Raw genomic sequence first — 13,324 nt, forward strand, 5'->3', positions numbered from 1 at the left:
CGGAGGAGAACAAGCAATGCCCAAAGACAGTGGCATCGGAGCCAGTTCCAAGCGGCGCGAGGACGTACGCTTTCTGACCGGAGCAGGCAATTACACCGACGACATCAACGTACATGGCCAGGCCTATGTGCATTTCCTACGGTCCGACATCGCGCATGGCCGGATCACCAACATCGACACATCTGCCGCCGAGGGTATGCAGGGGGTTGTGAAGGTGTTCACCGGCAAGGACTTTGAAGGCGTGGGCGGAATGCCTTGCGGCTGGGAAGTAACCGACCGTCATGGCGCCCCGATGCAGGAACCACCGCATCCCATTCTGGCGCAAGGCAAGGTCCGACATGTAGGCGATCCCATCGCTGCCGTTGTCGCGGACAGCCTTGAACTCGCCCGCGATGCGGCGGAAGCGATTGAAGTGGATATCGAAGAGCTCCCTGCCGTGCTGGATATGAAAGCCGCAGCGCAGGATGGCGCGACGCTTATCCATGAGGATTTGAAGAACAACATCTGCTATGACTGGCATCTAGGCGAAGAAGACAATGACAAGGTCAATGAGGTTTTTGCCAACGCGGCCCATGTCACCACTCTGGACCTGATCAATAACCGTCTGGTTGCTAATCCGATGGAGCCGCGCGTTGCGGTGGCCGAATACAGCCGGGGTACGGATGAGTACACGCTCTACACCACTTCGCAGAACCCGCATGTGATCCGCTTGCTGATGTGCGCATTTGTTCTGGGCTTGCCTGAACACAAAGTGCGTGTTGTAGCGCCTGATGTTGGTGGTGGATTTGGCACGAAGATTTTCCACTACGCGGAAGAGGCGTTCTGTACATTCGCTGCCAAGGCCTGCAACCGTCCGGTCAAATGGACCGCCAGCCGGTCCGAGGCGTTTATGTCGGATGCGCAGGGCCGCGACCACGTCAGCACGATTGAGCTCGCTTTGGACGCGGACAATAACTTCACAGGCCTCCGCACCAACACCTACGCCAATCTGGGCGCGTATCTGTCGACCTTCTCAAGCTCGGTTCCGACTTGGCTGCATGGCACTCTGATGGCGGGCAATTACAAAACGCCGGTCATTCAGGTGAATGTGAAGGCAATGTTCACCAACACAGTGCCGGTGGACGCTTATCGCGGTGCGGGTCGGCCAGAGGCGACCTATCAGCTGGAGCGCGTCATCGACAAGGCGGCGCGTGAACTGGGTGTCGATCCGATCGCCCTGCGTCGCCAGAATTTCATCACCCAGTTCCCGTATGACACACCGGTGGCGCTGACCTACGACACCGGGGATTACAACGGGACGATGGATAAGCTTGAAGCTGCTGCTGATTTGGCTGGCTTTGCCGCGCGACGGGCGGAAAGCGAGGCCAATGGCAAGCTGCGTGGCCTAGGCGTCAATTGCTATATCGAGGCCTGCGGCATCGCGCCCTCGAACATCGTCGGCATGCTGGGGGCCCGGGCGGGTCTTTATGATGCTGCCACGGTGCGAGTAAACGCCACCGGTTCCATCAGTGTCATGGTTGGTGCACATAGCCACGGGCAGGGGCATGAGACTGCTTTCCCGCAGGTTGTGGCCGACATGATCGGCATCGATGAGTCGATGGTCGAGATTGTGCATGGCGACACCTCGAAGATCCCGTTCGGCATGGGCACTTATGGCTCACGCTCGCTGGCGGTCTGTGGTTCGGCCATGGTTAAGGCGACCGAAAAGGTGGTCGACAAGGCCAAGAAGATCGCGGCCCACCTGCTCGAGGCGTCCGAGGCCGATATCGAGCTGAAGGACGGTCAGTTCAGCGTCGCGGGCACTGACAAGTCGGTGGCCTGGGGTGATGTGACTCTGACAGCCTATGTACCGCACAACTTCCCATTGGAGGTTGAGCCGGGACTGGAGGAGACCGCATTTTATGACCCGGCCAACTTCACCTTCCCAGCGGGGGCATATGCCTGCGAGGTTGAGGTGGATCCCGAGACTGGACAGGTGACCATCGAAGCCTTCACCGCTGCGGATGACTTTGGCAACATCGTTAACCCGATGATTGTGGATGGTCAGGTACATGGCGGCATCGGTCAGGGTATCGGTCAGGCTTTGTTGGAAAACTGCGCCTATGACGAGAATGGCCAGTTGCTGAGCGCATCCTTCATGGATTACGCGATGCCACGCGCCGATGATCTGCCGTTCTATGCGGTCGACCATTCCAGCCAGACGCCGTGTACGCACAACCCGTTGGGTGTGAAGGGCTGCGGTGAAGCTGGTGCGATTGGCTCGCCGCCTGCGGTAGTCAACGCGGTTCTGGATGCGCTGAACTCGGGTGGAAAGGCTGTTGATCACATTGACATGCCGATGAGCCCGTCGCGTGTTTGGACAGCAATGCATGGTTGAGAGGTTCGGGTGCGAGGGGCCAGCCCCTCGCGCTCCCCGAGATATTTATAGCCAGATGAAGGGCGGATCCGCGCTTTTCGGAAAGGAAGAACGAAATGTACAATTTCGAGTTTGAGAAACCCTTGACCATCGCTGAGGCGGTTACTGCGTTGGGAGTTGAGGATGCGCAGGCATTGGGGGGTGGGCAAACCCTGATCCCCACAATGAAGCAGCGGTTGGCCGCGCCATCCAAGCTGGTTTCGGTCAATGGAATCGCTGAAATGAAAGGGGTCTGCGTCGAGGATGATGGCTCGGTAGCGATAGGCGGTGCGACAACCCACGCAAATGTGGCCGCTGAAGCTGCTGGTAACTATCCGGCGCTGGCAGCGCTGGCCGGCCAGATCGGTGATCCTGCGGTGCGTAATCGTGGCACTATTGGCGGTTCGATTGCCAACAATGATCCAGCGGCCTGTTATCCGGCGGGAGTGCTGGGTTCAGGCGCGACCATTGTCACCAATAATCGCCAGATAGCGGCGGATGACTTCTTTCAGGGCATGTTTACGACAGCTCTGGAAGAGGGCGAGATTATCACTTCGGTGCGTTTCCCCGTGCCTCAGGCGGCGAGTTATCAGAAGTTTTTGCAGCCCGCGTCTCGGTTTGCGTTGGTCGGGGTATATCTTGCCAGGTTTGCCGATGGCGTTCGGGTTGCAGTAACCGGTGCAAGCGAGGACGGAGTTTTCCGCTGGGCGGAGGCTGAGGAGGCCCTGAACAAAGAGTTCCGCGCGGACGCTTTGATGGGGCTGCACATCAATCCGATGAACATGATTGGTGATCTGCACGGGAGCAAAACGTATCGGGCGCATCTGGTCACTGTTATGACGAAACGGGCTGTCGAAGCTTGCAGCTGATCTGATTTTTAATCAGCTTTGAGAGCCTCGGTGAAAGCCGGGGCTCTTTATTTTTTCCGAACTCTTGGGGGCTTGGCGGGGCGCCAGTAGGCGCCGGTGTCTTCTCGGGCCGTCTGATAGCGTTCCACGCGGTCACGCGCGGCTGATCCCCCGGCGGCAAAGAGATGACCTAGCAGGCATTCAAGCACTGCCATCGCTCCGGAGAAGCTGGAAAAGTGATGTTGCGCGCGGGTGCTTACAGGCAGCACGATGTCAGGGTCAACACCAGGGGCGATGACATCGCTATCCGACAATAGCACGATGCGCATGCCGCGTTTACGCGCAAAACGCATGGATTGTATAGTGTCAGAGGAATAGGGGTGAACGGTAATAGCGAAAAGGCAGTCCGCCTCATCGGCCTCGAGCAAATCATCGATGGCTGATCCCATATGTCGCGGGATAAGCTGAAATCCTGGGTGTGCCATCCGACCCGCATAGTGGAGATAATAGGCCAAAGCATAGCTGGCCCGGGTCGCGGTTATGAAACAGCGATTAGCTGCAATCATGTACTCTGTGACCTGTTGCATCAAATCAGGATCGGCCAGTCGCAGGGAGCGGGCGACGACGTTCAGTTCGTTTTGCGCAAACCCAGCTTGCGCGGCGCTGAATTGGCCCCCCGATTTCATGCGATCCAGCCAGCCCTGACCCAGCCGATCTTCTCGGTCTGTGACAAGGGTTTGGCGAAAGGGGCGTCTGAACGACTCAAAACTGTCGAATCCCATGCGTTGTGCCAACCGCACCAAAACATTTGAACTGACACCGATCTTTTCGGCGGTAAGCCGAACCGGGTCGAGCCCGAAATCGCCAGGGTGGTCGATGATGTATTTCGCTGCGGCTTGCATTTGCTGAGGCAGGGTGTCGATTTCGTGCCGAAGCTGCTCGGTCAGTTGGGATGAGGTGTGTTGCATTTGGTAAGAAAAAACAAATGTTATGAAGAATGCAAATTGAAAACGTGAGCGAGGTGTCTAATTCGGGATCGTAAAAAACAGGTGACGGAATGTCTGGGACTGGTTTGAGGATGACGAGAAGGCCATATGTGTTGGTGGCTCCGAACGGGGCGCGACGAGGGCATGGAGATCATCCTGCCCTGCCGATCAAGACTGATGAAATCGTCAAGGTCGCGAAAACGTGCCATAGGGCAGGTGCGCAAGGTCTGCATCTGCATATTCGCGATCAGTCAGGTAACCATTCACTAGATGCGGGTTTGTATCGCGAAACCATTGCTGAACTGCGTGCTGCGGTCACTGACATGGACATCCAGATTACGACAGAAGCTGCTGGCGTTTTCGGCGTTCAAGCACAACTTGATTGTTTGCAGAATGTGCGCCCGGACTGGGCTTCGATTTCGGTGCGCGAGATTGCACGGTCGCCCGAACTTGCGCCAAAGGTCTACGCTCTGTGCGCGGAACAAGGGACTCGTGTTCAGCATATCCTCTACGATGTCGCTGACGTTGAGTTACTGACCCATTGGCAGGCTGAAGGGGTGGTAAAATCGGATCAGGTCGACCGTCTGCTTGTCCTTGGTCGCTATGCCACGGCGCAGGAATCGAGTCCGAATGATCTGGATGTGTTTCCGCACAGCGCTGATCCATGGATGGTCTGTGCCTTTGGAGGGCAGGAGCATGCGTGCCTGCAAAAGGCCGCGCAGTTGGGTGGCGATGTGCGCGTTGGTTTTGAGAACAGCCTTGCAGGTCCGGATGGCCAGGCTTGGGCAGACAATGCTGCATCAGTCGCGGCGCTCATTAATCTTCTGAAAAGGACTTCGACATGAGTCACGTATTTCCACGCCATACAAAGTCGGAACTGCCTGAGGCCGCTGGTGGAGATGGCTGTTATCTCATCGACTCAACCGGCCGTCGCTATCTGGATTGTGGTGATGCTGCCGTTTCATGCCTCGGCCATTCCAACGCCGCTGTGGTCAAAGCGGTGCAGGATCAGGTGGCGCAGATTGCGTTTGCGCATACGGGCTTTATGACGTCGGCACCGGCCGAGGCACTGGCCGATCTGCTGATTGAACACGCCCCCGGCGAACTGGACCGGGTCTATTTTGTCTCGGGCGGGTCAGAGGCGACCGAGGCTGCTATCAAACTGGCGCGGCAGTATTATCTGGAAACCGGTCAGCCAGAACGCCGTCATGTCATAGCGCGCCGACAAAGCTATCACGGCAACACTTTGGGTGCACTTTCGGCGGGTGGCAATGAATGGCGGCGGGCGCAGTTTGCACCGATGCTGATCGAGATGACTCATATCGCTCCTTGCTATGAGTACGCCGAAAAGCCTGAGGATGAGAGCAGTTTTGAATATGGTCAGCGCGTTGCGAATGAGTTGGAGGCAGAAATCCTGCGCCTTGGGCCTGAAACGGTCATGGCTTTCATGGCAGAGCCGGTGGTTGGTGCGACGCTTGGGGCTGTTCCGGCAGTCGAGGGGTACTACAAGCGAATCCGTGAAATTTGCGATCAACACGGCGTTCTTCTGATCCTCGACGAAGTAATGTGCGGCATGGGGCGTACCGGGCATTTGTTTGCCTGTGATCATGACGATGTCGCGCCAGATATTCTTTGTATCGCCAAAGGGTTGGGGGCAGGGTATCAGCCTATCGGAGCGATGCTGTGTTCGGGTCGAATCTATGATGCGATCCGGGATGGATCGGGCTTCTTCCAGCATGGCCACACCTATATCGGTCATCCGGTTGCGACTGCGGCTGCGCTTGCCGTTGTACAGGAACTTACTTCTCGTGACCTGCCAGCGCGGGCCGGCGTAATGGGGGGCAAATTGCAGAGCATGTTGGAAAACAAGTTTGGCCAACACCCGAATGTCGGGGACATACGGGGCCGCGGCTTATTCCGAGGAATTGAGTTGGTCCAGGATCGGGATACGAAAACCCCGTTTGATCCGTCGCGTGGCGTGGCGGGCAAAATCAAGAAGGCAGCGATGGCCGAGGGATTGATCTGTTACCCGATGTCGGGAACACGTGATGGACGCAACGGAGATCATATCCTCCTAGCACCGCCCTTTATCATCGAAGATGACCAACTGGTCGAACTTGTAGACAAGCTGGATCGGGCGATATCCTCGGTGATCTGATTTAGGCGAGAAGCCAGAAAACAAAAAAAGCCCCTCCGATTTCGGAGGGGCTTTTGTCATTCTACAAAAAGAAAACCTACTTCTGTGGCAGTGGGCCAATCATCATGATCATCTGACGGCCTTCCATCTTGGGCATGTTCTCGATCTTGCCCAGATCCTTGACGTCTTCGGCCACACGTTCCAGCAGCTCACGCCCCAAGTTCTGGTGCGCCATCTCGCGGCCCCGGAAACGCAGGGTAACTTTGACCTTGTCGCCGTTTTCAAGAAACTTGAACACATTGCGCATCTTGACGTCATAGTCATGCGTGTCGGTGTTGGGCCGGAACTTGACCTCTTTCACCTCGATGATCTTTTGCTTCTTGCGGGCTTCGCTTTCGCGTTTCTGCTGTTCGTACTTGAACTTGCCGAAATCCATGATTTTGCAGACCGGCGGGTTCGCGTTGGGCGAAATCTCAACCAGATCGAGGCCGACATCGGCGGCCATCTGCATGGCCTTTGCGGGATGAACCACCCCGACATTTTCACCTTCGGCGCCAATCAGGCGAATTTCGGGAGCACGGATCTTGTCATTGACGCGCGGGCCGGTATCTCGCTGTGGCGGCGCGTTGTGAGGTCTGCGGGCTATGGGTTCATTCCTTTGATGATTGCAGAATTTCGAGCCCGGAATTTAGACCGGGCTGAGAGGTGTTTCAAGCGGCATAAATTGCAAGCCGCATGAATTTTCCATGAATTTCGTGAGTTTTTGCCGGTTTAGGGTGTTGATAACCCCACCGGCAAACCCCATTAGCCCACAAATGCCTTTTCAATCACGAATTCCTTGGGTTCGGAATTGGCACCTTCTCGCAGGCCGAACTCTTCCAGAATTGCTTTGATGTCATGGTTGAAGGCAAGGCTGCCACAAACCATCGCGCGATCAGTGTCTGGCTTGATACCACCTTCGATGCCCAGATCGGCAAATACGGTGCCGTCTTTCAACAGCTCGGTTATACGGCCCATCTTTGGGCTCTCTTCCCGCGTGGTGGTGGGATAATAGCGAATCTTGTCGGCGAAACCGTCACCAATCAGTTCGGCCAGCAACTCGTCCTGTTTGACGCTCTCGATCAACTCGCGACCGTAATCCAGTTCAGCTACGTCGCGGCAGGTATGGGTGATGATAACCTCGTCATAATCCTCATAGGTCTGCGGTTCACGCAGCAGCGACGCGAAGGGCGCAAAGCCTGTGCCGGTGGCGAAGAACCAGATGCGCTTGCCGGGCAGCAATGCGTCATGCACCAGCGTGCCGACGGGTTTGGGCCGAAGAATGATCTGATCACCAGGCTGGATGTGCTGCAGTTTTGAGGTCAGCGGGCCATCCTGCACTTTGATCGAGTAGAATTCCAGTTCCTCATCCCATGAAGGCGAGGCGATGGAATAGGCGCGCAGCAGCGGTTTGCCGTTGTCGCCTAGCAGGCCGATCATCACGAACTCACCCGAGCGAAAACGAAGCGATGCAGGGCGCGACACCTTGAAAGAGAACAGGCGGTCGGTCCAATGTTTGACCTCGGTCACAGTCTGGGCGTCGGGCAGGACGGGGGCCTTAACGGCGGTTGCTTCACTCACGGATTTCATCTCTGTCATCATTTCACTGCCGGTCTGCTAAACCGGTATCTCCGTTTAATCTTTGATCCAAGTCAGGAAAAGGGGCAGATTGCCCCTTTCGTATCACAGGTTGGCGATGGCGGGTCAGCCGCGCAGGCGGGCCTGGTAGTTGTTGTCCTGCCAATTGGCCCGGGCCAGCCACTGATCTTCGGGCTGCCGGTTCGCCAAGGTGTCATCAATTTCGACTTCGTCAAAGCCGCTACGACGCGCCATGGCGTATTGGTCTGCAAGAACATGGCCTTTTGCCCGCAGGCGACCTGTATAACCTTTCAGACGCAGAACACGCGCGATGGTGAAACCGCGCCCATCCGCTGAGGATGGAAAGTCCACGCGCACCATCTGGGCGCTGCCCAGCCGGTCAAACAGTTCATCGGGGTCAGTGTCCGAGGCGATATCCAGTGCAACCACGTCATTCGCTGCATCGTCCAGCGTGACATAGCCATCGGTCCAATCATCGGGGGCAAAGCCCTCGTCGTTTACGATTACGTTCATGTTTTCTCTCCGATACGCACCATTTTTCCATCAACAAAATGGATGCCGCATTCTTCCTTGTTCTGATCGCGCCAGCGCCCGGCGCGGGGGTCTTCGCCTTCTTTGACCGGCGAAGTGCAGGGCGCACAGCCGATCGAGGGGTATCCTTTGGCCACTAGCGGATGCCGGGGCAGGTTGTTTTCTTCCATATAGGCGCGCACATCGTTGGGCGCCCAGTGGGCCAAGGGGTTGACCTTGATCCGGCCGGTTCCGTCCTCGACCTCGAAAAAGTCCAGCGCGGCACGGGTGCCGGACTGAAACCGTTTGCGCCCGGTGATCCAGCCACAATAACCGGTCAGAGCTTTCTGCAGCGGGAAGGTCTTGCGCAGGTTGCAGCAGGCATCGGTGTCACGCAGACGCAACGCGCCATAAGGATCGTCGCGCTGAACATCTTCATCCTCGGCGCGGATGATCTGCACATTGCGCAGGCCCAGACGCTCGCTGACCTCCTGCTGGTATTCCAGCGTTTCGGCAAACAGCATCTGGGTGTCCACGAACAGTACTGGGGTCATCTTGTCGACCACTGCAGCCATATGCAGCAACACCACCGATTCCGCGCCAAAGCTGGAGACCAGAGCAAGCTCCTCGATCTCGTCCAATGCGACATGCATCACATCATGGGCACTGTGGTGGCGGAAGCGGGCGTTCAGCGCCTCGACCTTTTCGGTCAGTTCGGCGCGGTCAGCCCCCAGTTCCGTTTGGATCAGGTCAAGCGGCATTGGCCTGTGCCTCGGGGTAAAGCGCCGCTTTGAACGGTGCCATGCCAACGCGGCGATAGGTCTGCAAGAAGGTCTCTTCAGCGCTGTCGCGCTGCTCCAGATATGTGTCGACGATGCGCTCGACCGCCGGAACGATCTCGTCATAGGCGAAGCCCGGGCCAGTACGATCACCGATGGCGGCGGATTCGGTACCGTCACCACCCAAAGTGATCTGGTAGTTTTCGACGCCAGCGCGGTCCAGGCCAAGAATGCCGATGTGACCCACATGGTGGTGACCACAGGCGTTGATGCAGCCCGAGATCTTGATCTTCAGGTGGCCGATATCATGCTCCAGTTTCAGGTCTTCGAACCGGGTCGCGATTTCCTGCGCCACGGGGATCGAACGTGCCGTCGCCAGTGCGCAGTAATCCATACCGGGGCAGGCGATAATGTCGCTGATCAAGCCGATGTTGGCGGTCGCCAACTCGTATTCTTTCAGCGTCGCGTGGATCGCGGGCAGGTCGGATTTGTGGACATGCGGCAGGATTACGTTCTGCTCGTGGCTGATACGCAGTTCGTCATAGGCAAACTCTTCGGCCAGATCAGCCATTACGCGCATCTGCTCGGCAGTCGCATCGCCCGGCGTCTGGCCGTGCTTCTTGATCGAGATCGTGACGATCGCGTGGTCCGCGTTCTTGTGCGGCGCGATGTTGGTGTCGACCCACGAACGGAAGACCGGATCGTTGGTGTAGGCACTCTCGAACGAGGCAACCGAACCATCACGGAAGGCTGGAGGCGCAAAGTGGCCTTTGATTTTGTCCAGCAGGTTCATATCCGCGCCTTTGAATTGCGGGCGAACCTTCAAAAAGCGTTCGTTCACTTTGGCACGGATGGCGTCGATACCATGCTCGTGCACGGTGATCTTGATACGTGCCTTGTACTTGTTGTCGCGACGGCCGATCTGGTTCCACACGGAAACGGTGGCCTCAAGATAGGCCAGCAGGTCGTCAAAGGCGACGAATTCCGATAGCTCTTTGCCGATCATGGGCGTACGGCCCAGACCACCGCCAACGATGACGCGGGCACCCAGAACGCCATCACGCTCAACCAATTGCAGACCGATGTCATGCGCCTTGATCACGGCGCGGTCATTCTCGCTGCCGGTGATGGCGATCTTGAATTTGCGCGGCATGAACTGGAATTCAGGATGGTCGGTCGACCACTGGCGCAGCAGTTCGGCATAGGGGCGCGGATCAGCGACCTCATCCGCGGCGGCACCGGCGAAATGATCGGCGGTCACGTTGCGGATGGTGTTACCCGAGGTCTGGATGGCGTGCATGCCAACCTCGGCCAGTGCGTCCAGCATATCCGGCACGTCGTTCAGTTTCGGCCAGTTGTACTGAATGTTCTGACGGGTGGTAAAATGGCCGTAACCTTTGTCCCATTTCTCGGCCAGCAAAGCGAGCTGACGCATCTGAGCACTGGACAGCGTGCCATATGGAATAGCGACCCGCAGCATATAAGCGTGCAATTGCAGATACAGACCATTCATCAGGCGCAGTGGCTTGAATTCGTCTTCAGTCAGCGAACCGTCAATGCGACGCTCAACCTGCGCACGGAACTGCGCGTTGCGTTCTGCCAAAAATGCTGTGTCGAACTCGGAGTAGCGATACATGTTTAGCTGTCCTTAGTTGCAGCCCCGGACCCGGGGCCTTGAAGGGGAGAGAGAATGGCCTGAGATCAGGCCCGAGGCTGCGGGGAGGTTTCCTGTTTGCCGTGGGCATAGTTGGACGGACCAGTCCGGCGGAAATCCTCCCGAAAATGGGTGGGTTCGGGGCCGTTTTCTCCGGCCACCGCGTCGGCAAGATAGGCGCCGACGATCTTGTTGGCCTGACGCGCGGCATCCAGCAGACGAACCTGCGCGTGAGCTTCGTCCGTGATCAGTTCGGCATCGGACAACTCGCGCGACCATCGGTCATCTTCGGTCTGGTAAATCACATCACCTTCCAACAAGTCGTTGGCGGTGACGACTTTGGGGGTAAAAGCGCGGGCCATCAGGCAAGCTCCTTATTGAAAACCGAGACTTTGTGCGGGTATTGCGCAACTCGGGCGACGCCGGGTTTGTGAATGCGCATATTTGTTTGTTTGACCTGCATCGGATCATCTCGTGACTGAATTGACTTGTGTGCCAATATAGGAAATATTCCCGCCAAATCGCCATATGCGTGAAGAAATAAGAACAGATGTTCTATCTGCGGCGAGTGGAAGAAGGTTTGTTCTGAATTGGAAGGGAAATTGGAATGTCGGTGCGAATAGACGACACGGATCGGAAAATTCTAGCCGAGCTGCAACGGGATGCCAGCCAGTCGCTTGACGAAATCGCAGCCCGTGTAGGGAGCTCCAAGACGCCGGTTTGGAATCGCATTCGCAAGCTGAAGGGGGCAGGGGTCATTGGCCAGCAGACCGTATTGCTGGACGCCGAAGCGTTGGGCTTTGAGGCCACATTCTTTGTGCTGATCCGTACGTCGGAACATGAGGCTGAGTGGCAGCAGAAGTTCCTGAAAGCGTTGCGCGATCGTCCAGAGGTTCAGGAAGCGCACCGTTTGGCTGGAGACATCGATTACATTCTGAAAGTGCGCGTCAAGAACGCGCGTGCGTATGATGCGTTTTATCAGGCGTTGATTTCAGAGGTACGGGTGCACAACGTCACAGCCTTGCTTTCGATGGAAGAGATCAAATCGACCACAATGCTGCCATTGAAGTCTGTCGGATAGTTTGAAGCGTGAATGGGGGCGCCGCCCCCGCCGCCCGAAGGCGACTCCCCCAAGATATTTATGGCCAGATGAAGAACGGATCCGGGTTTCTTGACAGGATATTAAGTCAGACCGTTACCATGAGTTTGGTCAGCCCGTGGAAATGGTAGCTGTCCGAATACTGCGGCTCTGCCGTCAGCTTTAGCTTTGGGCATTGCTGGAACAGGATGGGCAGGGCGATCCGCATCTCAAGCCGGGCCAGCGGAGCGCCCACACAGAAGTGAAGGCCACCACCAAAGCTAGTATTGGCGCTTACATCTCGCATCGGGTCGAATGTATCGGATTGGGACCAAGCAGCAGGGTCGCGATTGGCTGCGCCCAGAAGCAAGGCAACTTCGTCACCACGCGCAAAGCGGTGACCGAAGAGTTCAATATCTTCATAGGCATAGCGTCTGAACATGTGCAGTGGTGGATCGAAACGCAGGATTTCCTCGACCGCGCTATCGATAGTGCCAGGCGTCAGGACATACTGCTGTGTACCCGTCGTTAATATAGTCTTCACGCCATTGCCAATAGCGTGCACGGTGGCCTCGTGACCGGCGTTCAGCAACAAAATGCAGGTCGTGATCAGTTCGTCCCGCGAGAGTTTTTCACCATCTTCCTCTGCCGCGATCAACCGGGTGATCAGATCGTCATTCGGGTCAGTGCGGCGTTTTTCGATGTATTCTTCGAGATAGGTGGTAAAGGCTTGTGTGGCACGGACGGCTTCGTCTTCGGTCTGGCGCGTCCGGTTTGCCTGATACATGGGCACCATGGCGTGCGACCACTGCAACAGTTGCGGTGCCATGTCTTCCGGCACACCGAGCAGACGGCAGATCGTGATCACGGGGACCTGGGTGCAATAGGCCTCCAGCAGATCGAAGGGGCCAGCGGGAAACTGCTTGATCAAATCGTGGCACAACTGTTCAGTGGACCCCTCAAGCGCCGTGATCGCGCGAGAGGTAAACGCCCGCAGTACCAGAGAACGCAATCGAGTATGACGCGGGGGTTCAAGCTCTAACATCGAATGGGATTCGACTTCTAGCCAGGGTGCAAGATGGTCCGGGCCGGGTTTTGCAAGTTCCGCCGGGATTTCACGCCCGAAGCGCCGATCGCGCAGCAGAATTTGCACCGCTTTGTGCGAGACAGCCGCGACAACGCCGTAGTCTTTCCAGTAGAACAGATCGCCCGACTGACGTGCGCTGTCATAAAAGGGGTATGGGTTTTGCACGAATGCCGGGTCGGTCGGGGATTGGGTCAGCGTCTTCATGCGGTGCA

13 protein-coding genes are annotated in these 13,324 nt (G+C 57.0%); 5 read left to right on the top strand and 8 right to left on the bottom strand.

Features of this window, described 5'->3' with window-relative positions; translation table 11 throughout:
* Nucleotides 1-16 precede the first annotated feature (16 nt).
* A complete protein-coding gene (locus ACR0CZ_RS10140; RefSeq protein WP_170393233.1) occupies nt 17-2,377 on the top strand; it encodes a xanthine dehydrogenase family protein molybdopterin-binding subunit in 2,361 nt (786 codons plus the stop codon).
* A gap of 95 nt (nt 2,378-2,472) precedes the next feature.
* Nucleotides 2,473-3,264 carry an FAD binding domain-containing protein gene (locus ACR0CZ_RS10145; RefSeq protein WP_170393232.1) on the top strand — a complete coding sequence of 264 codons (792 nt, stop codon included), beginning with the start codon at nt 2,473-2,475 and terminating at the stop codon, nt 3,262-3,264.
* A gap of 47 nt (nt 3,265-3,311) precedes the next feature.
* Here the strand turns inward: ACR0CZ_RS10145 and ACR0CZ_RS10150 are convergent, their stop codons facing one another.
* A complete protein-coding gene (locus ACR0CZ_RS10150) occupies nt 3,312-4,211 on the bottom strand; it encodes a MurR/RpiR family transcriptional regulator (protein WP_170393231.1) in 900 nt (299 codons plus the stop codon).
* 110 nt (nt 4,212-4,321) lie between these two features.
* Between ACR0CZ_RS10150 and ACR0CZ_RS10155 the strand changes: the two genes are divergently transcribed.
* Complete coding sequence (locus ACR0CZ_RS10155; RefSeq protein ID WP_480503202.1) at nt 4,322-5,074, top strand: beta-keto acid cleavage family enzyme; 753 nt, start codon at nt 4,322-4,324, stop codon at nt 5,072-5,074.
* The gene (locus ACR0CZ_RS10160) at nt 5,071-6,387 is read left to right on the top strand and encodes an aspartate aminotransferase family protein (RefSeq protein ID WP_480536954.1); all 1,317 of its coding nucleotides are present in this window, start codon (nt 5,071-5,073) and stop codon (nt 6,385-6,387) included. The genes ACR0CZ_RS10155 and ACR0CZ_RS10160 overlap by 4 nt, the downstream gene beginning before the upstream one ends.
* Nucleotides 6,388-6,463: 76 nt before the next feature.
* Here ACR0CZ_RS10160 and infC read toward each other — a convergent pair whose 3' ends face one another.
* The 6 genes from infC to ACR0CZ_RS10190 form a co-directional block, all read right to left on the bottom strand.
* Nucleotides 6,464-7,054 carry a translation initiation factor IF-3 gene (gene infC, locus ACR0CZ_RS10165; RefSeq protein ID WP_310793657.1) on the bottom strand — a complete coding sequence of 197 codons (591 nt, stop codon included), beginning with the start codon at nt 7,052-7,054 and terminating at the stop codon, nt 6,464-6,466.
* Between the two features lie 116 nt (nt 7,055-7,170).
* Nucleotides 7,171-8,004 carry a ferredoxin--NADP reductase gene (locus ACR0CZ_RS10170; RefSeq protein ID WP_170393228.1) on the bottom strand — a complete coding sequence of 278 codons (834 nt, stop codon included), beginning with the start codon at nt 8,002-8,004 and terminating at the stop codon, nt 7,171-7,173.
* A 105-nt stretch (nt 8,005-8,109) separates the two neighbouring features.
* A complete protein-coding gene (locus ACR0CZ_RS10175; protein WP_170393227.1) occupies nt 8,110-8,517 on the bottom strand; it encodes a DUF934 domain-containing protein in 408 nt (135 codons plus the stop codon).
* Complete coding sequence (locus tag ACR0CZ_RS10180; protein ID WP_170393226.1) at nt 8,514-9,275, bottom strand: phosphoadenylyl-sulfate reductase; 762 nt, start codon at nt 9,273-9,275, stop codon at nt 8,514-8,516. Before ACR0CZ_RS10180 ends, ACR0CZ_RS10175 begins: the two co-directional genes overlap by 4 nt.
* On the bottom strand, nt 9,265-10,929 hold the full coding sequence (locus ACR0CZ_RS10185) for a nitrite/sulfite reductase (protein ID WP_170393225.1): 1,665 nt from the start codon (nt 10,927-10,929) through the stop codon (nt 9,265-9,267). The genes ACR0CZ_RS10180 and ACR0CZ_RS10185 overlap by 11 nt, the downstream gene beginning before the upstream one ends.
* A gap of 65 nt (nt 10,930-10,994) precedes the next feature.
* A complete protein-coding gene (locus tag ACR0CZ_RS10190) occupies nt 10,995-11,309 on the bottom strand; it encodes a DUF2849 domain-containing protein (RefSeq protein WP_170393224.1) in 315 nt (104 codons plus the stop codon).
* A 245-nt stretch (nt 11,310-11,554) separates the two neighbouring features.
* Between ACR0CZ_RS10190 and ACR0CZ_RS10195 the strand changes: the two genes are divergently transcribed.
* A complete protein-coding gene (locus ACR0CZ_RS10195; protein WP_010439761.1) occupies nt 11,555-12,028 on the top strand; it encodes an Lrp/AsnC family transcriptional regulator in 474 nt (157 codons plus the stop codon).
* A 106-nt stretch (nt 12,029-12,134) separates the two neighbouring features.
* On the opposite strand, the gene ACR0CZ_RS10200 is transcribed toward ACR0CZ_RS10195, so the two are convergent.
* Nucleotides 12,135-13,316 carry a cytochrome P450 gene (locus ACR0CZ_RS10200; protein WP_480536953.1) on the bottom strand — a complete coding sequence of 394 codons (1,182 nt, stop codon included), beginning with the start codon at nt 13,314-13,316 and terminating at the stop codon, nt 12,135-12,137.
* Nucleotides 13,317-13,324: the final 8 nt, after the last annotated feature.

It is taken from the genome of Ruegeria sp. H9, assembly GCF_056532915.1.